This is a genomic window from Enterobacter ludwigii, assembly GCF_001750725.1.
Lineage (GTDB): Bacteria > Pseudomonadota > Gammaproteobacteria > Enterobacterales > Enterobacteriaceae > Enterobacter > Enterobacter ludwigii.
In genome coordinates, this window is record NZ_CP017279.1 from 2,512,312 (window position 1) to 2,539,028 (window position 26,717).

The following is a 26,717-nucleotide window of genomic DNA, read 5'->3' on the forward strand; positions in this document are numbered from 1 at the left end:
ACGTTATACTAAACCCCTCCCCGTTCGGCAAAGGGCTGATTACGTTATGGAACTGATTTTTCTCGGTACGTCCGCTGGAGTGCCAACCCGATCACGAAATGTGACCGCGATTCTGCTGGATTTGCAGCACCCGACGCGGGGTGGATTATGGCTTTTTGACTGCGGTGAAGGGACACAGCATCAGCTGTTACATACCCCGTATCATCCCGGCAAACTGGATAACATTTTCATTACTCATCTGCATGGCGACCATCTGTTTGGCCTGCCTGGCCTGCTGTGCAGCCGCTCAATGGCGGGCAATGCCAACCCGCTGACGATTTACGGGCCTGCGGGTATCCGGGAATTTGTCGACACCACGCTGCGTCTGAGCGGCTCATGGACAGATTATCCCCTGGAGGTGGTGGAGATAACCGCCGGTCTGGTCCTGGATGACGGTGTTTATCGGGTGACAGCCCAACCCCTTAGCCATCCGGTGGAGTGCTATGGTTATCGCATTGAGGAGCAGGATAAACCCGGCGCGCTCAATGCGTCGGCGTTACTGGCCGACGGAATAAAACCCGGACCGCTGTTCCAGCGCCTGAAGCAGGGCGAAACCGTGACGCTGGAAGACGGGCGCGTCATCAACGGGCAGGATTACCTCGCCGCCCCGCAGCCCGGGAAAAAACTGGCGATTTTTGGCGACACGGCCCCGTGCCCGGCGGCGTTGCTGCTGGCGCAGGGTGTGGATCTCATGGTGCATGAAGCCACCCTCGAGGCGGCGATGGAAGAGAAAGCCAACAGCCGGGGCCATAGCTCTACGCACCAGGCGGCGCAGCTTGCGCGTGACGCGGGCGTCGGGAAACTGATCGTCACCCATGTCAGCTCGCGCTACGACGCCCGGGGCTGTGAACGCCTGCTGGCAGAGTGCCGTGAACGGTTCCAGGAATGTGAGCTGGCCGAAGATTTCGCTAAGGTCAGCGTTTAGTCCTTCATTTTTCTCTCAGAGTGCCGATAACGATTAAAAGGTCAGCATTTCTCTCGAGGGTAGAATGGATAATTTCCAGAAAGATATTGATGACAGGGCGAATCTCACCCTGTCGAACCGTTTTGAACTGTTGCTGTTCCGTCTTGGCACCTCTCTGAACGCAAATAAATCCGAGCTGTTTGGCATTAACGTCTTTAAGCTGCGTGAAATTGTGCCGATGCCAGAGTTCACGAAACCCGCCGGGATGAAATCACCGCTGATGGGCATGGTGAATATTCGCGATCAGGTTATCCCGGTAATCGACCTGGCTGCCGTGGCGGGCTGTAAGCCAACCACCGGGCTGAACATCCTGCTGATCACGGAATATGCCCGCAGCGTGCAGGCTTTTGCGGTGGAATCCGTTGAGAACATCATGCGTCTTGACTGGAAGCAGGTGCACGCGGCGGAAACTGCCGTCAGCGGGCGGTATATCACCAGTATCGCCTGTCTGGATGAGAAGACCGATACCAATGAGCTGGCGATGGTGCTCGACGTTGAGCAGATCCTGTATGACATCACCCCGGCCAACCACGACCTGCATGCCACGGATCTGAAGACCACGAAATTCCACATCAAGCCCGGTGCCGTCGCGATTGTCGCCGAAGACTCTAAAGTGGCACGCTCGATGCTGGAAAAAGGTCTGCAGGCGATGGAGATCCCGGCGCAGCTGCATATCACCGGCAAAGACGCGTGGGAGAAAATTAGCGTGCTGGCGGCACAGGCTCAGGCTGAAGGTGTGCCGATTACCGATAAGATTGCACTGGTGCTGACCGACCTGGAAATGCCGGAGATGGACGGCTTTACCCTGACGCGTAAAATCAAAACCGACCCGCTGTTGAAAGATATTCCGGTGGTGATCCACTCTTCCCTCTCCGGCAATGCTAACGAAGATCATATTCGTAAGGTGAAAGCCGACGGTTACGTGGCAAAGTTTGAACTCAATGAACTCTCGTCAGTCATTGAAGAAGTTCTGGATCGGTCAATGAAGAAGATTGACGGTCCGCTGATTAGCCGTAAACAACTGGCTTAACTTTCAGCAGGCTCACGCCTTCCCGACAGGGCAAGGCCGCAAGCCAACAAAAAACCCGCCGAGGCGGGTTTTTTTATTCACTGCGGTCAAGCAGCAACGTGATTACATCAGCGGCATCGCGTGCTGCACGATGGTGATCAGCGGCTGTGGATAGATACCGAAGATCAGTACCAGCAGCGCGGAGATCAGTACCACGATACCACCGGCGCTGTACTGCCAGTTACGCGGCGCATCGCGGTTCAGCTGCTGAGGTGCACTCAGATACAGACTCACGGCCACACGCAGGTAGTAGTAGAGACCGATTGCAGAGCCGATCACCACGCCCGCCGTCAGCCACCACAGGTGTGCCTGCACACCCACTGCCAGCACGTAGAACTTACCGATAAAGCCCAGCGTCATCGGAATACCCGCCAGAGAGAGCATCATTACTGTCATAACGGCGGACAGAATCGGACGGTGCCAGAACAGACCACGGTAGGAGAACAGAGAATCTGCATCCGGACCACGGTACGGGCTGGACATCAGGCTCACCACGCCGAACGCGCCGAGGCTGCTGAACAGGTAACCGGCCAGGTAAACACCGACGGTCTCCATCGACATCTCACCGCTCTGCAGCGCAATCAGTGCCACCATCAGGTAGCCCAGATGGGAGATAGATGAGTAGCCCAGCAGACGTTTAATATTGGTCTGGCTCAGCGCCATCAGGTTACCGAAGATGATGGAAGCAAACGCGATGATACCCAGCACCACACGAACCGCTTCACTGTCACCCACCGGCGCATACAGGAACAGACGCATCACCACCCCGAAGATAGCGATTTTGCTCGCCGTCGCCAGGAAGGTTGAGACTGGAGCAGGCGCGCCCTGGTAGACGTCTGGCGTCCACAGGTGGAACGGAACCAGAGAGAGTTTAAAGCCAAGGCCAACAATCATCATGCCCAGACCCGCCAGCAGCAGCGGTTCGTGCAGCATACCGTCGCCGAGGCTCTTGCCGAGCGCCATGAAAGAGAGGTTTCCGGACTGTGCGTACAGCAGCGCGATACCAAACAGCAGGAAAGACGACGCGGCAGCAGACAGAATGGTGTACTTGATGCTCGCTTCCAGAGAACGTTTCTGACGGAAGGCGTAACCAATCAGACCGAACAGCGGCAGAGAGATAAGCTCAATACCGAGGAACAGCGCAGCCAGATGGTTCGCATTCGCCAGCAGAATACCGCCCAGCGCGGCAATCAGTACCAGCAGGTAAAACTCTTCTTTGTTGTCGTTGTAGCCTTCCAGCCATGGGTACGCAAACGTACAGGTTGCCAGGCTCGCCAGCAGAACCAGACCCGAGTACAGCATGGCATAGCCGTCAACGCGCATCAGTGGAGTGACGTCCATCGCCCCGCCCTGGCCAACAAACCAGAGAGAGACCAATGCGGCGTTCAGACCGATGACCGACAGCGTGGCATTCAGGAAGTGATTGCGTCGCCACGCAATGGAGAGCATCACAACCACCACCGTCAATCCGACGATCAGCAGCGGTAGCAGCGCGATCAGTTGTTGTGGAGTTATTGTCATGGCGAATTACGGCCTTGTAGTAGAAGCAGAATTAACAAACCACTGCTGGATATTCCCCATCGCGGAGTGCGAGGTATCCAGAATTGGCTGCGGGAAGAAGCCCAACAGCACCAGCAGTACGACCAGCAGCAGGATGATGAACAGCTCACGCAGCGACATCCCCGGCAGTTCTTTTGCAGCAATTTCGCTCTTCGCTTTACCGAAGTAAGCGCGGTGCAGCATCGCCAGCGAGTAAACGGAAGCGAACACCAGACCAAAGGTGGAGATCACGGTAATGACCGGCACCACTTTGAAGCTGCCGAACAGAATCATAAATTCGCCGACGAAGTTACCGGTGCCTGGCATACCCAGCGTGGCCACCGCGAAGAACATAGAGAGCGCTGGCAGCCATTTAATTTTGCTCCACAGACCGCCCATCATACGCATGTCACGGGTGTGAAGACGTTCGTACAGCTGACCACACAGGATGAAGAGACCGGCTGCGGACAGACCGTGCGCAATCATCTGGATAACCGCACCCTGGTAAGCCAGCTGGCTGCCGGTGTAGATGGCAATCAGTACAAAGCCCATGTGGGAAACGGAGGTGTACGCAATCAGACGTTTAATGTCGTACTGCGTGAAGGCCATCCAGGCACCGTAGAAGATACCGATCACACCGAGCCACATCGCAATTGGCGCGAACTCAGCGGACGCATTCGGGAACAGCGGCAGAGCGAAACGCAGCAGACCGTAGGCCGCGGTTTTCAGCAAGATCCCCGCCAGGTCAACGGAACCCGCCGTTGGCGCCTGTGAGTGCGCGTCTGGCAGCCAGCCGTGCAGGGGAACCACCGGCATTTTCACCGCGAAGGCAATGAAGAAGCCCAGCATCAGCAGGTATTCCACACCGTGAGACATCGGGGTCTTCAGCAGGTCTTCATAGTTGAAGGTCCAGATACCGGTCGCGGTATGGTGAACAAACACCAGCGCCAGAATCGCAATCAACATCACCAGACCGCTCGCCTGGGTATAGATGAAGAACTTGGTTGCCGCCGTGATACGCGTTTTACCGTCGGACGCCTTATGGCCCCACAGCGCGATCAGGAAGTACATCGGCACCAGCATCATCTCCCAGAAGAAGAAGAACAGGAACATGTCGATGGCAAGGAACACGCCGATAACGCCGCCCAGGATCCACATCAGGTTCAGGTGGAAGAAGCCCTGGTATTTTTCAATTTCTCGCCAGGAGCACAGTACCGCCAGAACGCCGAGCAGACCCGTCAGCACCACCATCAGCAGCGACAGACCGTCGATAGCCAGGTGAATGGTTATCCCAAAACGCGGGATCCACGGCAGAATAAATTCAGACTGCCACTGCGGAATCCCCGCAGACTGCGTCAGAGAGTAGCCACCCTGCAACCACAGTTGCAGACCAAGCGCGAGCGTCAATCCCATGGTGATCAGCGCGATCCAGCGCGGCATCTTCACGCCAAAGCGTTCAGTCTGCCAGCACAGGAAGCCGCCGATGAAGGGAATTAATATTAGCCAGGGTAGTAACATGGCGATTTACATTCCTTTTTAAGGCCCCCAGCAGGGGCCTGATTTTCAACGAATTCGAATAAAATTCACTTAACGATCAACGCAACACCATCAGCAGCGCCAGCACGACAACCGCACCGATGCTCATGGACGCCACATACCAGCGCAGGTAACCGTTCTCGCTGAACAGCAGGCCTTTACCTGCAAAGCGGGAAAGGATCGCCGGGATATTCATCAGGGAGTTCAGCGGATCGCGTTTCAGCAGCCACGCAATGCCCAGGAACGGCTTGACGAAGATCATGTCGTACAGCCAGTCGAAGCCCCACGCGTTGTACCACCAGGTCCCCAGCAGGCGGCCTGGCGCACTGTTGGCAACGGCAGTCACCAGCGTACGTTTGCCCAGCCACAGCCATGCTGCGATCAGGATGCCCGCGATAGCGACCACACCCGAGGTGATTTCAAGCGTCAGAACGCGACCGTGCTCAAGCTCGGTGGTGTCCGGCAGTACGCCCTGCAGCGGTGGCACAATCAGTGCGCCAACGAAGGTGGAGAGTACCAGCAGCACAATCAGCGGCAGGTGATGAGTAATCCCCTTCCCTGCGTGAGCGTGAATTTGTTCTTTACCGTGGAATACGATGAAAATCATACGGAAGGTATACAGGGAGGTCATGAACGCACCGACCAGACCCGCAACCATCAGATTGATATGACCATTCGCCATGGCACCGGCAAGGATTTCGTCCTTACTGAAGAAGCCCGCGGTAATCAGCGGCAGTGCCGCCAGCGCCGCGCCGCCCACCAGGAAGCAGACATAAACCAGCGGAATGGACTTACGCAGTCCGCCCATCTTGAAGATATTCTGCTCGTGGTGGCAGGCCAGAATCACGGAACCGGATGAGAGGAACAGCAGCGCTTTAAAGAACGCGTGCGTCATCAGGTGGAAAATGGCTGCGTCCCATGCCTGAACACCCAGTGCCAGGAACATATAACCAATCTGGCTCATGGTGGAGTACGCGAGAACGCGTTTGATGTCGGTTTGCACCAGCGCGGCAAAGCCTGCCAGCACCAGCGTTACCGCACCAACGATACCCACCAGATGCAGAATTTCCGGCGTCATCAGGAACAGACCATGCGTACGCGCAATCAGGTAGACCCCAGCGGTAACCATGGTTGCGGCGTGGATCAGCGCGGAGACAGGCGTTGGACCTGCCATCGCGTCGGCCAGCCATGTCTGCAACGGCAGCTGCGCGGATTTACCCACGGCACCACCCAGCAGCATCAGCGTTGCCCACCACAGCATGTCATTGCCGGCAGCGAAGTGCGCTGGCGCCAGTTCCACCATTTCGCGGAAATTCAGCGTGCCCAGTTCGTTGTAGAGAATGAACAGCGCGAAGGCGAGGAAGACGTCACCCACACGGGTCACGACAAACGCTTTCATGGCCGCTGCGCCATTCTTCGGATCGGTATAGTAGAAGCCGATCAGCAGATAAGAGCAGAGACCCACGCCTTCCCAGCCGAGATACATCAACAGCAGGTTATCGGCCAGCACCAGAACAACCATGCTCGCGATAAACAGGTTGGTGTAGGCGAAGAAGCGGGAGTAACCCTCTTCACCGCGCATATACCAGGAGGCAAACATGTGGATCAGGAAGCCCACGCCGGTCACCACGGAGAGCATGGTCAGAGAGAGACCATCCAGCACCAGGTTGAAACCGATGTTGAAATCACCGACCGACATCCAGGTCCACAGCGGTACGCTGAAGGCCTGACGCCCGTTATTAAAGAAGTCGATACCCGCATACGCTGTCACCAGCGCAGCCAGACCCACAGAGCCCATGCCGACGGTGGCGGACAGATTCTCAGACCAGCGGCCACGAGAAAACGCCAGCAGCACGAAGCCAATCAGCGGAAAAATAATGGTTAAGGCAAGCATGTTCATCCACGCAACTCACTTACTGAATCGATGTTCAGGTTCTGGCGGCGACGATGGAGCTGCAGTAACAGCGCCAGGCCAATACTCGCTTCGGCAGCCGCGAGGCTGATGGCGAGAATGTACATCACCTGACCATCGGTCTGGCCCCAGTAGCTTCCGGCGACCACGAAGGCCAGCGCGGAGGCGTTAATCATGATTTCCAGACCGATCAGCATAAACAGCAGATTGCGGCGGATAACCAGACCGGTTAAGCCCAGAACGAATAAAATCGCAGCGAGGATCAGTCCATGTGTTAAGGGGATCATGCGCGTTCCTCCGTTTTTCTTTTCGCGCGGTCGTCAGTGCGGTTGCTCAGCAACTCACCAGCACGCTCTTCGCGGCCAACGTGGAAGGCAACAACCAGGCCCGCCAGCAGCAGCATAGAGGCCAGTTCAACCGCCAGGACGTATGGGCCAAACAGCGTAATACCCACCTCTTTAGCGCCGATTGGCGTGCCGTCGATGCCCTGATCATTCACGCCCAGAATGGCGTAAACAATGACCACCAGCATGATGGCCGACAGGATCGCCGGGCCAATCCAGACCTGCGGTTTTAACCACTGACGTTCCTGCTCAATTTCAGAGCCGCCCAGGTTCAGCATCATCACCACGAAGACGAACAGCACCATGATGGCCCCGGCGTAGACGATGATCTCCAGCGCACCAGCAAAGTGCGCGCCCAGCGCAAAGAACACCCCGGAAATAGCCAGCAGCGAGATAATTAAGTACAGCAGCGCATGCACCGGATTGGTGTGCGTAATCACTCGCAGCGTAGCCAGGATGGCGATAAGGCCACAGATATAAAAAGCGAATTCCATTGCCCTCTCCTTACGGTAACAGGCTCTTGACGTCGATAGGCTTAGCTTCGTTCTCTGCTTCGCCCTTATCTTTGCCGTCGATTGCCATACCCGCCATCCGGTAGAAGTTATATTCCGGGTATTTGCCCGGACCGGAAATCAGCAGATCCTCTTTCTCGTACACCAGGTCCTGACGCTTATACTCACCCAGTTCGAAGTCCGGGGTCAGCTGAATCGCCGTGGTTGGGCACGCTTCTTCACACAGACCGCAGAAAATGCAGCGTGAGAAGTTGATGCGGAAGAACTCAGGATACCAGCGGCCATCTACCGTCTCTGCTTTCTGCAGAGAGATACAGCCCACCGGACACGCTACCGCACACAGGTTACAGGCAACGCAGCGCTCTGAACCGTCCGGATCGCGCGTCAGCACGATACGGCCACGGTAGCGCGGCGGCAGATATACCGGCTCTTCCGGGTACATCCGGGTTTCGCGTTTGGCAAACGCGTGCAGGCCGATCATCCAGATACTGCGTACCTGAGTGCCGAAACCTACCAATAATTCTTTTAAGGTCATGGTCTATAGCCCCTTATGGCTGCTGCCAGAGAATGACAGCCGCCGTTACCAGCAAGTTGATGAGCGTCAGCGGCAGGCACACTTTCCAGCCGAAGGACATTACCTGGTCATAACGCGGACGCGGTAACGCTGCGCGAATCAAAATGAACATCATCATGAAGAACGCGGTTTTCAGCGCGAACCAGATGAACGGCGGTAAGAACGGGCCATGCCAGCCACCAAAGAACAGCGTTACCATCAACGCGGAAATGGTGACAATACCGATGTACTCGCCCACGAAGAACAGACCGAATTTCATACCGGAATATTCGATGTGGTAACCGTCGGCCAGTTCCTGTTCGGCTTCTGGCTGGTCAAACGGGTGACGGTGACACACCGCCACGCCCGCGATAGCAAAGGTAATAAAACCAAAGAACTGCGGGATAACGTTCCAGATGTCAGCCTGGTTGTTGACGATGTCGGTCATGTTGAATGAACCGGCTTGCGCCACCACACCCATCAGGGAAAGCCCCAGGAATACTTCGTAGCTCAGCGTCTGCGCAGAAGCACGCATCGCACCCAGCAGGGAGTATTTGTTGTTACTGGACCAGCCCGCGAACAGCACCGCATACACGGCGAGGCCTGCCATCATCAGGAAGAACAGAATGCCGATGTTCAGGTCAGCCACCACCCAGGTCGGGCTGACAGGAACAATCGCGAACGCCAGCAGCAGCGAGGTAAAGGCGATCATCGGTGCCAGAGTAAAGATCACACGGTCAGAGAAGCGCGGGATCCAGTCCTCTTTAAAGAACATCTTGATCATGTCCGCTACCAGCTGGAGTGAACCACCCCAGCCCACGCGGTTCGGTCCGTAACGGTTCTGGAACAGACCGAGCAGACGACGTTCACCAAAGCTCATGAACGCGCCGCAGGTGACGACCACCAGCAGGATAACTATCGCTTTCAGAATGCTCAGCAGGATGTCGATAAGATCCGGCGTTAACCAACTCATGCTTTTGCCTCCTGCAGATTATCAAGACGCGCACCCGCCAGTACCGGCGCGATGCCAGGCATACCCATCGGCAGACCCACCTGCCCTGCTGTCAGACTTTCAGAGATAATCAGCGGCAAGCTGATTGTCTGGCCATCGTAACTAAAGGCGATGTTCGCACCCGCGTTAACGCCAAGCTTCGCGGCATCTGCCGGGTTAAGCTTGATGTACGGCTGCGGCATGCGGCTCTGGAATACCGGAGAACGCTGAGACAGCTCATCACTGCCGAACAGATGGTAGTACGGCGCAATACGCCAGTTCCCTTCCTGCGCCTGGAAGCTCGCCGGCACGGTGGTGAAGAAGTCCAGACCGGTGTCGGAAGCTTCAATCAGACGCACGCCCGGGTCACCGTGGCGCAGAGAGCCGCCCACTTCAGCCTGGAATTTGTTCCATGCCTGCGGGGAGTTCCAGCCTGGTGCCCATGCGAACGGAACCTGAGAGCGCGGTGCAGACGGCTGGTTGTTCCCTTCCATTGAGAAGGCAAACATCGTGTCTTTATCCTGCGGCTGACGAGGTTCGTGAACGCTGATGTTGGCACGCATCGCGGTACGACCGCTGTAACGGTGCGGTTCACGCGCCAGTTTCTGGCCACGAATACGGAAGCTTGCGTCAGGAGCCGCATCTTTGATGCCAGCCAGCTGAGGCAGTTTTTCCACGACCGCGTCGATAACATGGTCGAGTTGCGTCCAGTCCACTTCACGGCTCTGAACGGTGCTGTGCAGAGAGTGCAGCCAGCGCCAGCTTTCCAGCATTATGGTGTTGCTGTCGTAGTACGCCGGGTCATACACCTGGAAGAAACGCTGTGCGCGGCCTTCGTTGTTGATAACCGTACCGTCGCTTTCCGCGAAGCTTGCCGCAGAGAGCACCAGGTGCGCTTTGTCCATAATCGCGGTGCGCTGATGGTCAATAACCATCACCAGCGGCGCTTTGGAGAGTGCTGCGTCAACGCGTGCGGCAGAAGCATGGCGATGCAGGTCGTTTTCCAGCACCACAACGGCGTCAGCGGCACCGGATTCCAGTTCGCTTAACGCAGCTTCCAGAGAGCCACCGCCAATCATTCCCAGACCGATGCTGTTCACCGCACGGGCAATCATGGTCACGCCAACGTCTGCACCACGGCCTTTCAGCGCTTTAGCCACGTTCGCGGCAGCCTGAATGATCTCCGCGCTACCGGCGTTAGTCCCGGAAACAATCAGGGGTTTCTTCGCACCCGCCAGGGCCTGAACAATCACATCAACCTTGTTCTGCAGGTCGCGATCGAGACCTTCAACGGCCGGAGAATTGCTGTCCAGCGCATGAGCAATCGCAAAGCCAAGACGGGCCTGGTCTTCAACCGGCGCGCAGTAGGTCCACGCCGCGATATCGTCCAGACGCGTGTTGTCGACGTTGGTCACAAACAGAGGATGCTTCGCACGCTGACCGATGTTGAGGATTGCCGCAATCTGCCAGTCAGCCACTTTCTGAGCCGCCGCCATTTCACGTGCTTTACCTTTGACCGCCTGACGAACCGCCAGGGCAGCGCGAGCGCCGGTCTGCGTCAAATCTTCACCCAGCACCAGAACCGCATCATAAGATTCAATTTCACGCAGCGCTGGGGTATGAATACCGCCTTCACGCAGCACTTTCAGTACCAGCTGCAGACGTTCCTGCTCGCCCTGAGCGATACCGGTGTAGAAGTTTTCCGCCCCAACCAGCTCACGCAGCGCAAAGTTACTTTCGATGCTGGCGCGCGGGGAGCCGATACCGATCACTTTCTTCGACTGGCGCAGAATATCTGCCGCGCCCTGCATCGCCTGTTCAGCGTTCAGGGTGATGAAGTCATCACCACGGCGTTGAACGGGCTGACGTGGACGGTCTTTCAGGTTCACGTAGCCGTAGCCGAAACGACCGCGGTCGCACAGGAAGTAATGGTTAACGGTACCGTTATAACGGTTTTCAATACGACGCAGTTCGCCATAGCGCTCACCCGGGCTGGTGTTACAGCCCAGCGAACACTGCTGGCAGATGCTTGGTGCAAACTGCATGTCCCACTTACGGTTGTAACGCTCGGAGTGCGTTTTATCGGTGAAGACGCCGGTTGGACAAATCTCGACCAGGTTACCGGAGAATTCGCTTTCCAGCGTACCGTCTTCCGGACGACCGAAGTAGACGTTGTCATGCGCGCCATACACGCCCAGATCTTGTCCGTCTGCGTAATCTTTGTAGTAACGCACGCAGCGGTAGCAGGCGATGCAGCGGTTCATTTCGTGAGAGATGAACGGCCCCAGGTCCTGATTGCGGTGGGTACGTTTGGTAAAGCGATAGCGACGGAAGCTGTGACCGGTCATTACGGTCATATCCTGAAGGTGGCAGTTACCGCCCTCTTCACAGACCGGGCAATCGTGCGGGTGGTTGGTCATCAACCATTCCACAACGCTTTCACGGAACTGTTTGGCTTCTTCGTCATCAATCGAAATAAAAGTGCCTTCGGTGGCTGGCGTCATACAGGACATCACCAGGCGACCACGCGTGTCTTCCGCGTTTTGATATTGCTTCACCGCACACTGGCGGCAAGCACCGACGCTGCCCAGCGCCGGATGCCAGCAAAAATACGGAATATCAAGGCCGAGCGACAGACAAGCTTCCAGCAGGTTGTCCGCCCCGTTGACCTCATACTCTTTGCCGTCTACATGAATCGTAGCCATTAGCATGCTTCCAGTTGGCTCAGTCGTAACTGAGCGTTAATCAAAATTCTGTTTTACCAGCGCGCTTTCAGCAGGTTCGGCTGAATCCCATTGATGGCATGGGTATTGCTGAACGGCTGCTTGATGCCTGCTTCGAATTCGTCGCGGAAATATTTAATCGCGCTCTGCAGTGGCTCAACGGCGCCTGGTGCGTGGGCACAGAAGGTTTTCCCTGGGCCCAGGAATCGACACAGTTGCTCAAGTGTCTCGATATCGCCAGGCTGGCCTTCACCACGTTCGATAGCACGCAGGATCTTCACGCTCCACGGCAGACCATCACGGCACGGTGTACACCAGCCGCAGGACTCGCGGGCAAAGAACTCTTCGAGGTTACGCACCAGCGATACCATGCCGATCTCGTGGTCGACGGCCATCGCCAGCGCCGTACCCAGACGGCTGCCTGCTTTACCAATGCTTTCGAATTCCATCGGCAGATCAAGATGGGCCTCGGTCAGGAAGTCGGTCCCTGCACCGCCTGGCTGCCAGGCTTTGAATTTCAGGCCATCACGCATGCCGCCAGCGTAGTCTTCAAGAATTTCACGTGCGGTGGTGCCAAACGGCAGTTCCCAGACGCCAGGGTTCTTCACGCGACCGGAGAAGCCCATCAGCTTGGTACCGGCATCTTTACTGTTCGAGATGCCCTGATACCACTCCACGCCATTGGCGAGGATTGCCGGGACGTTACACAGGGTTTCGACGTTGTTTACACAGGTCGGTTTACCCCAGACGCCAGAACTTGCCGGGAACGGTGGCTTGGAACGTGGGTTCGCACGGCGGCCTTCCAGGGAGTTAATCAGTGCGGTCTCTTCACCACAGATATAACGCCCTGCCCCGGTGTGCACGAACAGCTCGAAGTCAAAACCGGTGCCAAGGATGTTTTTACCCAGCAGGCCCGCTTCAGTGGCTTCGGCAATCGCGCGACGCAGGTTTTCAGCCGCTTCGATGTATTCACCGCGCAGGAAGATGTAACCCCGGTACGCTTTCAGCGCGAACGCGGAGATCAGCATGCCTTCCACCAGCAGGTGCGGCAGCTGTTCCATCAGCAGGCGGTCTTTATAGGTGCCCGGTTCCATTTCATCAGCGTTACACAGCAGGTAACGGATGTTCATGGATTCGTCTTTTGGCATCAGGCTCCACTTCAGACCGGTGGAAAAGCCTGCGCCGCCGCGCCCTTTCAGGCCAGCGTCTTTAACCGCACTGACGATGTCGTCCGGTGCCATGCCGCCCAGGGCTTTACGCGCACCGGCATAGCCGTTTTTGCTCTGGTATTCGTCGAGCCATACCGGCTGTTTGTCATCACGCAGACGCCAGGTCAGTGGATGAGTTTCAGCAGTACGAATTACAGTTTTCATTTGTACTGCTCCAGCAGGTCAGGAATGGCTTCCGGCGTCAGATAACTGTGAGTATCCTCATCAATCATCATGGTCGGCCCCTTGTCGCAGTTCCCCAGGCAGCAGGTTGGCAGCAGCGTAAAGCGGCCATCGAACGTGGTCTGGCCTGGCTTGATATTGAGCTTTTTCTCAATCGCTGCCTGAATGCCCTGATAACCGGTAATGTGACAAACCACGCTGTCACAGTAGCGGATCACATGGCGACCCACCGGCTGACGGAAGATCTGGCTGTAGAACGTGGCTACGCCTTCTACGTCACTTGCCGGAATGCCCAGCACTTTTGCGATCTCATAGATCGCCCCATCCGGCACCCAACCACGCTGTTTCTGTACGATTTTCAGCGCTTCAATGGACGCCGCACGCGGGTCTTCGTAGTGGTGCATCTCGTGCTCAATGGCGGCACGTTCTGCTTCACTCAGCTCAAAAGCCTCGGTTTGTGGTTGTTGATTCTCGTGCATAATTAGCGGTCCACATCTGACATAACAAAATCGATACTACCCAGATACACAATCAGGTCGGAGACCAGACTGCCGCGGATGGCGGACGGGATCTGCTGCAGGTGCGCAAAGCTTGGTGTACGCACGCGGGTACGGTAGCTCATGGTGCTGCCGTCACTGGTCAGGTAGTAACTGTTAATACCCTTGGTCGCTTCAATCATCTGGAAGGATTCTTGCGCCGGCATGACCGGACCCCAGGAAACCTGCAGGAAGTGGGTGATCAGGGTTTCGATATGTTGCAGCGTGCGCTCTTTCGGCGGCGGCGTCGTCAGCGGGTGATCCGCCTTGAACGGGCCTTCCGGCATGTTGTTGAGGCACTGCTCAAGGATGCGCAGACTCTGGCGCAACTCTTCAACTTTCAGCATCACGCGGGTGTAGCAGTCGGAAACACCGCCGCCAACCGGGACTTCGAAGTCGAAGTTCTCATAGCCAGAGTAAGGACGGGCTTTACGCACGTCGAAATCAATACCGGTTGCGCGCAGACCCGCACCTGTCGTACCCCACTCCAGCGCTTCTTTCGCACCGTAGGCTGCAACGCCCTGGGAACGGCCTTTCAGGATGGTGTTACGCAGTGCGGCTTTCTCGTAAGAAGCCAGACGTTTTGGCATCCAGTCGAGGAATTCACGCAGCAGGCGCTCCCAGCCGCGCGGCAGATCGTGTGCCACACCGCCGATACGGAACCAGGCCGGGTGCATACGGAAACCGGTGATGGCTTCTACCAGATCGTAGATTTTCTGACGATCGGTAAAGGCAAAGAAGACCGGGGTCATCGCGCCAACGTCCTGAATGAACGTGGAGATATACAGCAGGTGGCTGTTGATACGGAACAGTTCGGAGAGCATCACGCGGATGACGTTAACGCGATCCGGTACGGTGATACCTGCCAGTTTCTCAACGGCCAGCACGTAAGGCATTTCGTTTACGCAACCGCCGAGGTACTCGATACGGTCGGTATACGGAATGTAGCTGTGCCAGGACTGACGCTCGCCCATCTTCTCAGCACCACGGTGGTGGTAACCGATGTCCGGTACGCAGTCGACAATCTCTTCGCCATCAAGCTGAAGAATAATACGGAAAGCACCGTGCGCAGAGGGGTGGTTTGGACCGAGGTTGAGGAACATGAAGTCCTCGTTTTCCGTCCCGCGTTTCATGCCCCAGTCTTCCGGCTTGAAGGTCAGCGCTTCCATCTCCAGATCCTGCTTGGCTTTCGTCAGCTCAAACGGGTCGAATTCAGTCGCACGTGCCGGATAGTCTTTACGCAGCGGGTGGCCGGTCCACGTCTGCGGCATCATGATGCGCGTCAGATGCGGGTGGCCGTCGAAGGTCATCCCGAACATTTCCCAGGTTTCACGCTCATACCAGTTAGCGTTCGGGAAAAGTTTAGTGATCGTCGGCAGATGCATGTCGTTTTCAGACAATGCCACCTTGAGCATGATATCCGTATTACGGTCTATTGAGATCAGGTGGTAGAAAACGGAAAAATCCGCAGCAGGGAGACCCTGGCGGTGCGTACGCAGACGTTCATCCATGCCGTGTAAGTCAAACAGCATGACGTAAGGTTTTGGCAATTTCTTGAGGAAATCGACCACTTCCAGTAATTGCTCACGCTTCACCCAAACAACGGGTACCCCGGTGCGGGTCGCCTGAACAGTAAAGGCATCCGGCCCAAAACGGTTGCGCAGTTCGCCAATGACAGGGTCATCCAGATGATCCCGTGTTTGCCAGGCGGCTTCTTGCGCGGTTAAGTCGGTCATATTGTTCACCATTGCAAATGGTCCGTGGTGACTGTAGGGCGTGGCTTCGCGCTATTTGAGTAGTGATATGCGAAGGTTTACTCCATGCCCACAGGCGCAAATTAAATTTCGTCAGGCGTACGCAGATTGGTTACTGCAATACGTTCGCCGCGTTTACGCTCGCGCTCAGACTGCATGTTGGCGCGGTAAACACCCTGATCGCCAACCACCCAGGAGAGCGGACGACGTTCTTTACCGATAGACTCCTGCAGCAGCATCAGCGCCTGCATGTAAGCTTCCGGACGCGGCGGACAACCCGGGATGTAAACATCCACTGGAATAAACTTATCTACGCCCTGTACGACGGAATAAATGTCGTACATACCGCCAGAGTTTGCACATGCGCCCATGGAAATAACCCATTTTGGCTCCAGCATCTGGTCATACAGACGCTGAATAACAGGTGCCATCTTGGTAAAGCATGTACCTGCCACCACCATCAGGTCAGCCTGACGTGGGGAAGCACGCAGTACCTCTGCCCCAAAACGCGCAACGTCATGCACCGCAGTGAATGACGTCACCATTTCAACGTAGCAGCAAGAAAGGCCAAAGTTGTAAGGCCAGATGGAGTTCTTACGACCCCAGTTGACCATATCGTGCATGGCATGCTCGAGTTTGCCCATGTACACGCTTTTATTGACTTCTTGCTCCAGGGGGTCGGTTACGATCTCCTGTTTTTGCAGGGGGTAACGGTCATTCTCACCGTTAGGATCTATGCGGGTGAGCGTATAATCCATCTTATTGCCTCGCTGTTACTGCTGACGATTAGAGATACTGTTTTCCGGGTTGATGTGTTCACGACGTGAACGCGCAGGCGTCCAGTCAAGCGCGCCAATACGCACCAGATAAACCAGACCGGCCAGTAACACTAAAATGAAAATTGCGGCCTCGACAAAGCCCACCCAACCACTTTCGCGGATGGAAGTTGACCATGCGAAAAGGTAAAGCGCTTCCACGTCAAAGATGACGAAGAACATGGCTACCAGATAAAACTTGGCAGACAGGCGTAAGCGAGCGGAACCTACTGAATCAATACCTGATTCGAAAGGTGTGTTCTTGTGCCTTGCACGGGCGCGACCGCCCAGGAACCAGCCGCCGACTAACATCAGGCAGCACAGGCCAATGGCTACAATAAGAAAGATTGCGAATGCCCAGTGATGAGCGATGACTTCTGTGGATGTTGACATACTCATTGCTTACTCATCAAAAGTGATACCTACGACACTGCTCTTGCTGGCAGATGGGCATCACATCGATTCATGGGGAGGAACGAAAAACCTTACACTAACTGTCAGAAATGAGACGTAGACAGCAAAATGATGGGGTTTTTTACTCCTTTCTATAACCTTTTGTCAACTTTAACAAAGGTTTCTTCACATTAAATTACATCGAGCGATTCTCATTAACATTTGATGCCCTTTAACCCTGGTGGGTACCTGAGTTTACGTCAAATGCATGTTGTTGAATCGTGTCCGTTTTGGAAGTAAAAAAAATAACCCTCCTATTTTGACAGGATTTGCCAACGATTCCTCCCCCCAAAGAGGAGTATTTTCTTGATCTGAGACACGCTTTTGTTAATTCACCCAAAAAACCAGCAACATATTTCCTGTTTTATTAACATCGAGGCGAGCTGGAGGGAGACTGAACGGGAAACGCACAACATTTGAACAAAAGCATTTATCTCACTGATAAATAGACACTATCCTAAAAATCCACGCGGTGATCGCGGGTATTACTGCCAAAAAAAAGCCACTGCAGGCGAAAATCGCGTGAGTGGCTTTTTTTTACATTTACAAATTGTTACCAGAATTTTGAGCTGTCGATCACTCAAAGTCCCCTTCAACGATCAGGGAATCATCCCCCCCTTCGGAGGTAACATGTTCGAACTGCCATGGATTATGGTAGTTTTCCATCGCCTCGAACACGACTTTCGCCAGTTCGTTATTGCTGGACGTATTGTGGCAGAGCAGATACTCCGTATCAGGCAAAGCAGGAAGACCATCTGATTTACCCAGTACGCGCAGATCCGGGCTCATCATTTCTACCGGACGGGCCGTTACTCCAAGCCCCGCTTTCACGGCAGCACGTACCGCTGGCAATGTGGAAGCCACATAAGCCAGACGCCATGGAATATTGGCCTCATTGAGCGCCGCCAACACCATATCGCGGAACGGACTCGGATCATCCAGTAATACCAATGGAATTGGCTCACCTTTTTGCAGCACATATTCAGCGGCGCAATACCAATGCGTCGGAGACGTGCGCAACGTCAGGCAATTAAATTGCCCTGGACGGTGCGTGGTCACCACCAGATCGACCTTATTCTCATTTAACATCTCAATCATAAAAGCATTTCGTTTTACGCTAACGTCCAGCGCAAGCTTCGGATAAACCGAACTAATTCGATTGAGAAGAAATGGCAATATTGTGTCTGCTGACTCATCAGACGCACCTAACGTTAGCACCCCTTGCAGGTTGCTATACATTAATGACATACATGCTTCGTCATTAAAGCGAAGTATTTTCCTGGCATAACCCAGAAGCTGAATACCGTGTTCCGTTAAGAGCTTATTACGCCCGTGACGGGCAAAGAGCTCTTTACCAACCAGTTGTTCCAGCCGTTGCATTTGCTGGCTAACGGCGGACTGGGTTCGGCAAACGGCGGCAGCAGCAGCTGCAAAAGTGTTGAGATCGGCGACCGCAACAAACGTTCTCAGCAGATCGAGGTCGAGATTCATTATCGGACGATTTGCATTTATCATATCTTTTCACTTTCAGGTTGCTCGTGCGGAGCTGCCCGGGTTGAAGCTGTGTGTGTAACAGTTAAGCAATTCCCTCTGAAGGTTTTCCCTCGCATCCCGGCCCGGCAGACTGCCTGACAGATAGTTATTGTGCTGTTTTAATATCAACAGTCAGAAAGCACGTTTCATGACGTTATTTTTATTCTCTTAAACGTTCAGGATATTTAGATGTTTGCAGGTTTATGTAAATTCCATTAAGGGTGATACACCCTTTCTGCCATCTTTCTCGCAGTGCTGTCAACGTAGCAGGAGATGTTTAACCCATTCCGGCCAGAGATAACTCTAACAATAACAATCAATTAATTCAGAAAACCTGTTCCACAAATACAATACATATGTATCTGTACCCAGCTTTCCTGAAAGACATCTTAACCCAAATCCACTTTATTTATAAGTCTTATTGCAATATTGAGGATTTATGAAGGTTGTTAAGCTTCTCAACTAATTTTATTAAAATTAACTAAAGTTGCATTTTGTTGGTTAATAATAAATAAATTTTAATTTAGATTAAGGCCATTCATTAATAACACTTAACATTAATTTCACATGAGTAACTTTTAGCCAATGCACACTATTACAACCCCACGTAACGAAGCATTCAGGTTTTACGAAAGGTCACTCAGCGTAACTGCCACGCAGGTTGCGGATATTATTTATTTTTATCAGCACAATATACAACTTTTATATTCTTTAACAGCACAATAAACCCATTTTCACACCATTAACCTTACTTTACGTCAGTTAAATTGTTCGCTGATAGCGAAAAAGATTCACTCCATTTTCATTCACTCCACAAAATCTTCTCCTGCCCGCCCTTCAAAACGAAGCGAGGGGGGAGTACATTATTCCGTGCTGACTTCCACGGCAGGGAGTGGCAACAATCGCGAAAAGGTTAAAGGTTCATGTCCCCTATCGAAAAATCCAGCAAGCTAGATAACGTCTGTTACGACATCCGTGGCCCGGTTCTGAAAGAGGCTAAACGCCTTGAAGAAGAAGGCAATAAGGTTCTGAAACTCAACATTGGTAACCCTGCGCCATTTGGTTTTGAAGCGCCGGATGAAATTCTGGTTGATGTGATCCGCAACCTGCCTACTGCGCAAGGCTATTGCGATTCAAAAGGACTTTACTCCGCACGAAAAGCCATCATGCAGCACTACCAGGCGCGCGATATGCGTGATGTTACCGTTGAAGATATCTATATCGGCAACGGCGTCTCTGAGCTGATCGTGCAGGCCATGCAGGCGCTGCTGAACAGCGGCGACGAAATGCTGGTTCCCGCGCCGGATTATCCGCTGTGGACGGCGGCCGTATCCCTGTCCAGCGGTAAAGCCGTGCACTATCTTTGCGATGAGTCCTCTGACTGGTTCCCGGATCTCGATGATATTCGCGCGAAAATTACCCCACGCACGCGCGGCATCGTCATTATTAACCCGAACAACCCAACGGGCGCGGTCTACTCAAAAGAGCTGCTGATGGAGATCGTGGAGATCGCCCGCCAGCACAACCTGATCATCTTTGCCGACGAAATTTACGACAAGATCCTGTATGACGCGGCGCAGCACCACTCTATCGCCGCACTGGCTCCGGACCTGCTGACCGTGACTTTTAACGGCCTGTCTAAAACCTACCGTGTGGCCGGTTTCCGTCAGGGCTGGATGGTCTTAAACGGCCCGAAAAAACATGCGAAAGGCTATATTGAAGGGCTGGAAATGCTCGCCTCTATGCGTTTATGTGCCAACGTGCCGGCGCAGCATGCTATCCAGACCGCACTCGGCGGCTATCAGAGCATCAGCGAGTTTATCGTGCCAGGCGGGCGTTTATATGAGCAGCGTAACCGTGCGTGGGAGCTTATCAACGATATTCCAGGCGTCTCCTGCGTGAAGCCGAACGGCGCGCTCTACATGTTCCCGAAAATCGACGCGAAACGCTTTAATATTCATGACGACCAGAAGATGGTGCTCGATTTCCTGCTGCAGGAAAAAGTGCTGCTGGTTCAGGGTACCGCCTTTAACTGGCCGTGGCCGGATCACGTGCGTATCGTTACCCTGCCGCGTGAAGATGACCTCGAGATGGCCATCAGCCGCTTTGGACGTTTCCTCTCAGGTTACCACCAGTAATCTTAAAATCAGGCTACTTCGGTAGCCTGATTTGCATCTTGCCTCCCCTCCCCGCACAATGAAGTCTGTCGCAGTGAAGACAAAAGGTAACCTATGAGTCAGAGTCATTTCTTTGCCCACCTCTCCCGCCTTAAACTGATCAACCGCTGGCCGCTGATGCGCAATGTCCGCACCGAGAATGTGTCGGAGCACAGTCTGCAGGTTGCGATGGTCGCTCACGCTCTGGCTGCCATTAAAAACCGTAAATTCAACGGGCAGGTTAACGCTGAACGTATTGCCCTGCTGGCGATGTATCACGATGCCTCGGAAGTGCTGACCGGGGATTTACCGACACCCGTGAAATATTTCAACTCGCAGATAGCCCAGGAATATAAGGCCATTGAGAAGATTGCTCAGCAGAAACTGATCGACATGGTGCCGGACGAGCTGCGCGATATTTTTGAGCCGCTGATTGATGAGCATCAGTACACGGAAGAGGAAAAATTACTGGTTAAGCAGGCGGATGCGCTATGCGCTTACCTGAAATGTCTGGAAGAGCTGTCCGCGGGGAATAACGAATTTCTGCTGGCGAAAACGCGTCTGGAAAAAACGCTGGAATCACGCCGCAGCGAAGAGATGGATTATTTCATGCAGGTGTTTGTGCCGAGCTTCCATTTGTCGCTGGACGAGATCAGTCAGGACTCCCCTCTCTGACGGTATGCCGGGTCGCGACGTCGCCACCCGGCATCAGGGTTTAAAACGGGAACAGTACGGGGATCAGTATCACGCACACCACCATCACCAGCACGGTGAAGGGCACGCCTATCTTCACAAAATCACTGAATTTGTAATTTCCCGGGCCAAGCACCAGCGTATTGACCGGTGACGAGACCGGAGTCATAAACGCTGCAGATGCCGCCATAGCGACGATCATGGCAAACGGGTACGGCGAAACCCCCATTGATTTCGCCATCGCCAGTGCAATGGGTGCCATCAGGACGGCCGTGGCCGTATTGGAGATAAACAGGCCTATCGTGGCGCACATGATAAACAGGCAGACCAGCATCATGTAAGGCCCGTATCCACCGCCTGCGTCCATGAGTCCCTTGACGATCAAATCCACCCCACCGGTTTTTTGTAACGCCAGGGCAAAGGGCATCATCCCGACAATCAGAATGATGCTCGGCCAGTGAATGGCTTTGTAGGCGCTTTCGGCATCAATACAGCGGAATTTACCCATCAGAAGACAGGCGATAATGGCCGCAATGGGGTTTGGAATTTCGTCAGTCAGCATCAGTGCGACCATCAACACCAGGCAAAAAATCGCATGCGGTGCCTGGCTGTGCGCCGGAGAAGCATCGCTCTCTTCAACCGGCATATTGAGTACAACAAAGTCGCGGCCTTTCTGCCCAAGCTGACCGATCAGTTTCCAGTTGCCGACGACCAGGAAGATATCACCGAGCAGGATAGGCTCATCCACTACCGCCCCTTCCATCGCCACGCCATCACGCTTTAAGCCCACCACGTTTAGCCCATAGCGGGTCCTGAAGCCGATTTCGCGCACGGTTTTACCCAGTAATTCTGATTCCGGGATCAGCGACACTTCGGCCATGCCGACATCCAGCGCCTGGTCTGAGAAATACTCCCCACGTAGCACCATGGGTTCCAGCAACTGTTCACTGCAAAACTCGCGCAAATCGACATCGGCGGTGGACATATCAATCAGCAAAACGTCGCGTGCACGGAATTCCGACACCCCGTTGACGTTAACAATCACCCGCCGAAAACGACGCCAGCGCTCTACGCCGATCACGTTCGCGCCATAGCGCTCACGCAGCTTCAGGTCGTCAAGACGCTGGCCAATGAGGGGCGAGCCGGGGCGGATAGCCAGACGGCGCGCCCGCCCGGTCAGACGGTACTCTTTGATCAGATCGCGGAAGGTCCGTCGTTTCCAGCCGTCTTTGCTTTTATCCTGTTTTTCCCCCTTCAGGGCAAAACGGGTTAACAGCATGTAGACCACGCCCAGCACCAGAATCACCAGTCCAAGTGGGGTCACGCTGAAAAAGCTAAAGCCTTCAAACCCTTCGCGGATTAGCTCACTGTTGACGACCAGGTTCGGCGGGGTCGCCACCAGCGTCATCATCCCGCTGATAAGACCGGCAAAGCTCAGAGGCATCATCAGGCGCGACGGCGAGGTTTGCATCCGCATGGAGACGCTCAGCACCACCGGGATAAAGATGGCGACGACGCCCGTGGAGCTCATAAACGCCCCCAGCCCGGCAACCGTCAGCATCAGGTAGATCAACATTTTGGTTTCGCTGTTGCCGGCCACCTTGACCAGCCACGACCCCATAATGGTCGCCACGCCGGTGCGCACCAGCCCGTCGCCAATAATAAACAGGGCGGCAATCAGGATAACGTTGGGATCACTAAATCCGGAGAAAGCCTCCGGCAGCGTGAGCGTACCGCTCAGCACAAAGGCAACGATGACAAACAAGGCGATGGCATCCATGCGCACCTTGCCTGAGGCAAAGAGAAGGATGGCGATTAAAAGCAGGCTCAGGACCCAAATCAGTTCACCGTTCACAACATATCCTTGTCAGTGGAGGAGACAAAATTTTGCCATAAAAAAACCCCAACAATGTGGGGCTATATCATGGGATTACATTTTAAGCGAGACGGTTACAACTCCGTCCGGTGCCTTCGCAACGTTGATGGCCGTCAGCGTGTTAAGCACCAGATCCGCCTCGTTCAGGCGGGGTGAACCCGCCGGAACGTTAACGGCGATGACGTGGCTTCCGGCGTTCAACCCCGCCAGGACGCCTGCTGCCGCATCCTCCACCACCACGCAATCGGCTGGTGCCAGGCCAAGCAGTTCGGCACCGAGTAAAAAGGCATCCGGTTCAGGCTTGCCGCGCTTCACGCGCTCTGCCGTGATAAACACTTCGGGCGTCGGTAACCCTGCGGCCTTGTGGCGGGCATGGGCAACGGGCACCGAGCCGGAGGTGACGATCGCCCACGGGATTTGGGCTTCGTTCAGATGTTCAAGCAGTTCATGCGCCCCCGGCAGCGCTGTGATGCCATCCGTGTCGGTGGCTTCAATGTGCTCAAGATAGCTGAACTCCGCCTGAATCTCTTCCTCAGAACGTCCTGCTAAGAAGTGCCGCAATGAGGTTATGGCCTGTTTGCCATGGATAAAATTCAGTACTTCCTGATGGTCAATGCCATGTCTGTCCGCCCAATGGCACCATGAACGCTCCACAACCGGCAGCGAATCCACCAGCGTACCGTCCAAATCAAACAGAAAACCTCTACACTGCACAAGCACCTCCGTCAGGCATTAATAATTTGTTGAATCTCATTGTTACTTAAATGGTACTGGCGCGGGCAGGCGTGCCAGACGCTCAGCATGCGCTGATATTTTTCCCACATTGGGGTCTGCGCATTGAAGCCGTGTGTGCCCGCGTCAAAATGGGTATAGCGCCCTTCCGTGTTCACCATAAAACGCACATAGCTCAGATAACGCGCTTCCGTTGCGGCATCAAAGCCCAGGAAGGTGACGCGACGTTCGTCAATGGACTGCTGATCTTTGAGATTGGTCCAGGAAACATGCAGGGCGTGATACATCTCCATAATGTCGATCACGGTGCGGCAGGTTTCCTCTTTCATCTCACCAAACTCGCGGTCCAGTTCACGCATCTGCAAACCAAAGCCACGTTCGACGATTGTCTGCAGGCGGCTGTAGCGCTCAGCGTTATCGGGATCAAGCATAGTCATCATTTTGTACTGGTTGGACAAAATCAGACGTTGAGCATGGGTCATTTCCATCTTTCGACTCCTGTAGCGCATTGCACTGTAAAAAAAGACACGGTAACGGTGAGTTACTGTGCCTTCTTTTATTCGTCGTTTCGATGATCAATCACAAGTCATCGAGGAATGTTTTGTCGAGTTGCTTAAAAGCGCGCTTGAGCGTGTCAGCAAGCGCCTGGTAATCGGGCTTGCCTTCGACCGGGGCAAGCGCCTGCCCGGCTTCCTCCAGTTTCCCGCGAACTTCATAAAACCAGTGTAAAATAGAAGGCGGGAGTGGCGTGATAGAACGTTTACCTAACCACCACAGACCCTGCATCGGCAGACTTAACGCGAAAAGTGCCGTCGCAACGGCCGGGCCAAGCTGCCCGCCCAGCGCGATTTGCCAGCAGAGCGTAAAGATGGCGACAGGTGGCATAAAGCGAATCGCATAGCGCGTGGCGCGGATCGTGCGGTTCTCAATAAACATGGGCGCAAGGCGCTTTTCCATTGGCCACGTCTTTGCGTAATGCTGTCCCCGACGAAACAGACTGAAAAAATTCACGGACGGGTTCTCTGGTGTCGACATGGCTGTACCTCAACTTCACATATAAAAATTAAAATTTTCGTGCAAAACCACAACAGGCTATGACAACGTTCAAAATATTTTGTCATCAGCACCCCGTATCGGGTATTCTGTGCCAGCCTGATAGGCCCTTAGACGAGAACCATTAACTCGTCAAATTATCGCATATTATGCCATTGGCTGAAAAATGTTCAAAATGGCATAAAATCATATGTATTTCTTCCATCATGCCACAATGTTCGTTTGGCATGATGTTAATCATAAATGTCTGAGTCATTATGCGTTACGCTTTTAGACTCCCTGACGTTTTTTTAGCCACGTATCAATAATAGGTACTTCCATGTCGAGTAAGTTAGTACTGGTTCTGAACTGCGGTAGCTCCTCACTGAAATTCGCCATCATCGATGCGCTCAACGGTGACGAATACCTCTCTGGTTTGGCCGAATGTTTCCATCTGCCTGAAGCACGTATCAAGTGGAAGATGGACGGCAGCAAACAGGAAGCGGCTTTAGGTGCAGGCGCCGCTCACAGTGAAGCGCTGAACTTTATCGTTAACACTATTCTGGCACAAAAACCAGAACTGTCTGCTCAGCTGACTGCGATTGGTCACCGTATCGTCCACGGCGGCGAAAAATACACCAGTTCCGTCGTTATCGACGAAACGGTTATCCAGGGCATTAAAGACTCTGCCTCTTTCGCACCGCTGCACAACCCAGCTCACCTGATCGGTATCGCTGAAGCGCTGAAATCCTTCCCGCAGCTGAAAGACAAAAACGTGGCTGTGTTCGACACTGCGTTCCACCAGACCATGCCGGAAGAATCTTACCTCTATGCCCTGCCGTACAGCCTCTACAAAGAGCACGGCGTTCGTCGCTACGGCGCGCACGGCACCAGCCACTTCTATGTGACTCAGGAAGCCGCTAAAGTGCTGAACAAGCCGGTTGAAGAAGTTAACATCATCACCTGCCACCTGGGCAACGGTGGTTCTGTTTCTGCCATCCGCAACGGTAAATGTGTTGATACATCCATGGGTCTGACCCCGCTGGAAGGTCTGGTGATGGGTACCCGTTCCGGTGACATCGACCCGGCGATCATCTTCCACCTGCACGACACCCTGGGCATGAGCGTTGATCAGATCAACAAAATGCTGACCAAAGAGTCTGGCCTGCTGGGTCTGACCGAAGTCACCAGCGACTGCCGTTATGTTGAAGACAACTACGCAGAAAAAGCAGACGCTAAACGTGCAATGGACGTTTACTGCCACCGTCTGGCGAAGTACATCGGCTCTTACACTGCGCTGATGGACGGTCGTCTGGACGCGGTTATCTTCACCGGTGGTATCGGTGAGAACGCGGCAATGGTTCGTGAACTGTCCCTGGGTAAACTGGGTGTTCTGGGCTTCGAAGTTGACCACGAGCGTAACCTGGCTGCCCGCTTCGGCAAGTCTGGCTTCATCAACAAAGAAGGCACCCGTCCGGCTATCGTTATCCCAACTAACGAAGAGCTGGTCATCGCGCAAGACGCGCACCGCCTGACTGCCTGATTCCACACCGCCAGCAATGCT

At 54.3% G+C, this 26,717-nt stretch carries 23 protein-coding genes; 5 read left to right on the forward strand and 18 right to left on the reverse strand.

Going from position 1 to position 26,717, the window contains the following annotated elements; all coding sequences use genetic code 11:
- Positions 1–46 precede the first annotated feature (46 nt).
- Together rbn and BH714_RS11785 are read left to right on the forward strand one after the other, a co-directional pair.
- Entirely contained in the window at positions 47–964 is a 918-nt protein-coding gene (gene rbn / locus BH714_RS11780) for a ribonuclease BN (RefSeq protein WP_040018031.1), read from the forward strand.
- A 64-nt stretch (positions 965–1,028) separates the two neighbouring features.
- Complete coding sequence (locus BH714_RS11785; protein ID WP_014170989.1) at positions 1,029–2,033, forward strand: chemotaxis protein; 1,005 nt, start codon at positions 1,029–1,031, stop codon at positions 2,031–2,033.
- A gap of 102 nt (positions 2,034–2,135) precedes the next feature.
- Here the strand turns inward: BH714_RS11785 and nuoN are convergent, their stop codons facing one another.
- From nuoN to lrhA, 14 genes are all read right to left on the reverse strand, one after another.
- On the reverse strand, positions 2,136–3,593 hold the full coding sequence (gene nuoN, locus BH714_RS11790; protein ID WP_014170990.1) for an NADH-quinone oxidoreductase subunit NuoN: 1,458 nt from the start codon (positions 3,591–3,593) through the stop codon (positions 2,136–2,138).
- A gap of 6 nt (positions 3,594–3,599) precedes the next feature.
- Complete coding sequence (gene nuoM, locus BH714_RS11795; RefSeq protein WP_014170991.1) at positions 3,600–5,129, reverse strand: NADH-quinone oxidoreductase subunit M; 1,530 nt, start codon at positions 5,127–5,129, stop codon at positions 3,600–3,602.
- Between the two features lie 76 nt (positions 5,130–5,205).
- Positions 5,206–7,047: an NADH-quinone oxidoreductase subunit L gene (gene nuoL / locus BH714_RS11800; protein ID WP_014170992.1), complete on the reverse strand. Its 1,842-nt coding sequence runs from the start codon at positions 7,045–7,047 to the stop codon at positions 5,206–5,208.
- Positions 7,044–7,346, reverse strand: coding sequence for an NADH-quinone oxidoreductase subunit NuoK (nuoK, locus tag BH714_RS11805; RefSeq protein ID WP_003861496.1), 303 nt, complete (start codon positions 7,344–7,346; stop codon positions 7,044–7,046). Before nuoK ends, nuoL begins: the two co-directional genes overlap by 4 nt.
- The gene (gene nuoJ / locus BH714_RS11810) at positions 7,343–7,897 is read right to left on the reverse strand and encodes an NADH-quinone oxidoreductase subunit J (protein WP_014170993.1); all 555 of its coding nucleotides are present in this window, start codon (positions 7,895–7,897) and stop codon (positions 7,343–7,345) included. Before nuoJ ends, nuoK begins: the two co-directional genes overlap by 4 nt.
- A 10-nt stretch (positions 7,898–7,907) precedes the next feature.
- Entirely contained in the window at positions 7,908–8,450 is a 543-nt protein-coding gene (gene nuoI / locus BH714_RS11815; protein WP_003861491.1) for an NADH-quinone oxidoreductase subunit NuoI, read from the reverse strand.
- Positions 8,451–8,463: 13 nt separating this feature from the next.
- Positions 8,464–9,441, reverse strand: a complete 978-nt coding sequence (gene nuoH, locus BH714_RS11820; protein ID WP_014170994.1) for an NADH-quinone oxidoreductase subunit NuoH — start codon at positions 9,439–9,441, stop codon at positions 8,464–8,466.
- On the reverse strand, positions 9,438–12,164 hold the full coding sequence (nuoG, locus tag BH714_RS11825; protein WP_040018032.1) for an NADH-quinone oxidoreductase subunit NuoG: 2,727 nt from the start codon (positions 12,162–12,164) through the stop codon (positions 9,438–9,440). The genes nuoH and nuoG overlap by 4 nt, the downstream gene beginning before the upstream one ends.
- 53 nt (positions 12,165–12,217) lie before the next feature.
- Positions 12,218–13,555, reverse strand: coding sequence for an NADH-quinone oxidoreductase subunit NuoF (gene nuoF / locus BH714_RS11830; protein WP_014170996.1), 1,338 nt, complete (start codon positions 13,553–13,555; stop codon positions 12,218–12,220).
- Positions 13,552–14,052 (reverse strand): NADH-quinone oxidoreductase subunit NuoE, encoded by a 501-nt coding sequence (gene nuoE, locus BH714_RS11835; protein WP_014170998.1) that lies wholly within the window; start codon positions 14,050–14,052, stop codon positions 13,552–13,554. The genes nuoF and nuoE overlap by 4 nt, the downstream gene beginning before the upstream one ends.
- A gap of 2 nt (positions 14,053–14,054) precedes the next feature.
- On the reverse strand, positions 14,055–15,857 hold the full coding sequence (gene nuoC / locus BH714_RS11840) for an NADH-quinone oxidoreductase subunit C/D (protein ID WP_014170999.1): 1,803 nt from the start codon (positions 15,855–15,857) through the stop codon (positions 14,055–14,057).
- Between the two features lie 89 nt (positions 15,858–15,946).
- Positions 15,947–16,621 (reverse strand): NADH-quinone oxidoreductase subunit NuoB, encoded by a 675-nt coding sequence (gene nuoB, locus BH714_RS11845; RefSeq protein ID WP_003861482.1) that lies wholly within the window; start codon positions 16,619–16,621, stop codon positions 15,947–15,949.
- A gap of 15 nt (positions 16,622–16,636) precedes the next feature.
- Complete coding sequence (nuoA, locus tag BH714_RS11850; RefSeq protein ID WP_014171000.1) at positions 16,637–17,077, reverse strand: NADH-quinone oxidoreductase subunit NuoA; 441 nt, start codon at positions 17,075–17,077, stop codon at positions 16,637–16,639.
- Between the two features lie 630 nt (positions 17,078–17,707).
- Entirely contained in the window at positions 17,708–18,646 is a 939-nt protein-coding gene (lrhA, locus tag BH714_RS11855) for a transcriptional regulator LrhA (protein WP_025203584.1), read from the reverse strand.
- Between the two features lie 941 nt (positions 18,647–19,587).
- Between lrhA and alaA the strand changes: the two genes are divergently transcribed.
- The gene (gene alaA / locus BH714_RS11860) at positions 19,588–20,802 is read left to right on the forward strand and encodes an alanine transaminase AlaA (protein ID WP_014171002.1); all 1,215 of its coding nucleotides are present in this window, start codon (positions 19,588–19,590) and stop codon (positions 20,800–20,802) included.
- A 93-nt stretch (positions 20,803–20,895) separates the two neighbouring features.
- A complete protein-coding gene (yfbR, locus tag BH714_RS11865; RefSeq protein WP_014171003.1) occupies positions 20,896–21,495 on the forward strand; it encodes a 5'-deoxynucleotidase in 600 nt (199 codons plus the stop codon).
- 40 nt (positions 21,496–21,535) lie between these two features.
- On the opposite strand, the gene BH714_RS11870 is transcribed toward yfbR, so the two are convergent.
- From BH714_RS11870 to yfbV, 4 genes are all read right to left on the reverse strand, one after another.
- A complete protein-coding gene (locus tag BH714_RS11870) occupies positions 21,536–23,368 on the reverse strand; it encodes an SLC13 family permease (RefSeq protein WP_014171004.1) in 1,833 nt (610 codons plus the stop codon).
- Between the two features lie 75 nt (positions 23,369–23,443).
- Positions 23,444–24,103, reverse strand: coding sequence for a sugar phosphatase (locus tag BH714_RS11875; protein ID WP_025203583.1), 660 nt, complete (start codon positions 24,101–24,103; stop codon positions 23,444–23,446).
- Between the two features lie 11 nt (positions 24,104–24,114).
- Complete coding sequence (locus BH714_RS11880; RefSeq protein ID WP_020883140.1) at positions 24,115–24,609, reverse strand: YfbU family protein; 495 nt, start codon at positions 24,607–24,609, stop codon at positions 24,115–24,117.
- A gap of 91 nt (positions 24,610–24,700) precedes the next feature.
- The gene (gene yfbV, locus BH714_RS11885) at positions 24,701–25,156 is read right to left on the reverse strand and encodes a terminus macrodomain insulation protein YfbV (protein ID WP_008502875.1); all 456 of its coding nucleotides are present in this window, start codon (positions 25,154–25,156) and stop codon (positions 24,701–24,703) included.
- A 337-nt stretch (positions 25,157–25,493) separates the two neighbouring features.
- Between yfbV and ackA the strand changes: the two genes are divergently transcribed.
- The gene (gene ackA, locus BH714_RS11890) at positions 25,494–26,696 is read left to right on the forward strand and encodes an acetate kinase (RefSeq protein WP_040018038.1); all 1,203 of its coding nucleotides are present in this window, start codon (positions 25,494–25,496) and stop codon (positions 26,694–26,696) included.
- The last annotated feature ends 21 nt before the right edge of the window (positions 26,697–26,717 follow it).

Excerpts from the sequence above, each read along its gene's own strand:
- nuoN (WP_014170990.1), bottom strand. The coding sequence starts at position 3,593 with ATGACAATAACTCCACAACAACTGATCGCGCTGCTACCGCTGCTGATC.
- lrhA (WP_025203584.1), bottom strand. The coding sequence starts at position 18,646 with ATGATAAATGCAAATCGTCCGATAATGAATCTCGACCTCGATCTGCTG.
- nuoA (WP_014171000.1), bottom strand. The coding sequence starts at position 17,077 with ATGAGTATGTCAACATCCACAGAAGTCATCGCTCATCACTGGGCATTC.
- nuoK (WP_003861496.1), bottom strand. The coding sequence starts at position 7,346 with ATGATCCCCTTAACACATGGACTGATCCTCGCTGCGATTTTATTCGTT.
- nuoG (WP_040018032.1), bottom strand. The coding sequence starts at position 12,164 with ATGGCTACGATTCATGTAGACGGCAAAGAGTATGAGGTCAACGGGGCG.
- alaA (WP_014171002.1), top strand. The coding sequence starts at position 19,588 with ATGTCCCCTATCGAAAAATCCAGCAAGCTAGATAACGTCTGTTACGAC.
- yfbR (WP_014171003.1), top strand. The coding sequence starts at position 20,896 with ATGAGTCAGAGTCATTTCTTTGCCCACCTCTCCCGCCTTAAACTGATC.
- nuoH (WP_014170994.1), bottom strand. The coding sequence starts at position 9,441 with ATGAGTTGGTTAACGCCGGATCTTATCGACATCCTGCTGAGCATTCTG.
- nuoM (WP_014170991.1), bottom strand. The coding sequence starts at position 5,129 with ATGTTACTACCCTGGCTAATATTAATTCCCTTCATCGGCGGCTTCCTG.
- BH714_RS11880 (WP_020883140.1), bottom strand. The coding sequence starts at position 24,609 with ATGGAAATGACCCATGCTCAACGTCTGATTTTGTCCAACCAGTACAAA.
- nuoE (WP_014170998.1), bottom strand. The coding sequence starts at position 14,052 with ATGCACGAGAATCAACAACCACAAACCGAGGCTTTTGAGCTGAGTGAA.
- nuoF (WP_014170996.1), bottom strand. The coding sequence starts at position 13,555 with ATGAAAACTGTAATTCGTACTGCTGAAACTCATCCACTGACCTGGCGT.
- BH714_RS11785 (WP_014170989.1), top strand. The coding sequence starts at position 1,029 with ATGGATAATTTCCAGAAAGATATTGATGACAGGGCGAATCTCACCCTG.
- ackA (WP_040018038.1), top strand. The coding sequence starts at position 25,494 with ATGTCGAGTAAGTTAGTACTGGTTCTGAACTGCGGTAGCTCCTCACTG.
- rbn (WP_040018031.1), top strand. The coding sequence starts at position 47 with ATGGAACTGATTTTTCTCGGTACGTCCGCTGGAGTGCCAACCCGATCA.
- nuoC (WP_014170999.1), bottom strand. The coding sequence starts at position 15,857 with ATGGTGAACAATATGACCGACTTAACCGCGCAAGAAGCCGCCTGGCAA.
- nuoI (WP_003861491.1), bottom strand. The coding sequence starts at position 8,450 with ATGACCTTAAAAGAATTATTGGTAGGTTTCGGCACTCAGGTACGCAGT.
- nuoB (WP_003861482.1), bottom strand. The coding sequence starts at position 16,621 with ATGGATTATACGCTCACCCGCATAGATCCTAACGGTGAGAATGACCGT.
- nuoL (WP_014170992.1), bottom strand. The coding sequence starts at position 7,047 with ATGAACATGCTTGCCTTAACCATTATTTTTCCGCTGATTGGCTTCGTG.
- nuoJ (WP_014170993.1), bottom strand. The coding sequence starts at position 7,897 with ATGGAATTCGCTTTTTATATCTGTGGCCTTATCGCCATCCTGGCTACG.
- yfbV (WP_008502875.1), bottom strand. The coding sequence starts at position 25,156 with ATGTCGACACCAGAGAACCCGTCCGTGAATTTTTTCAGTCTGTTTCGT.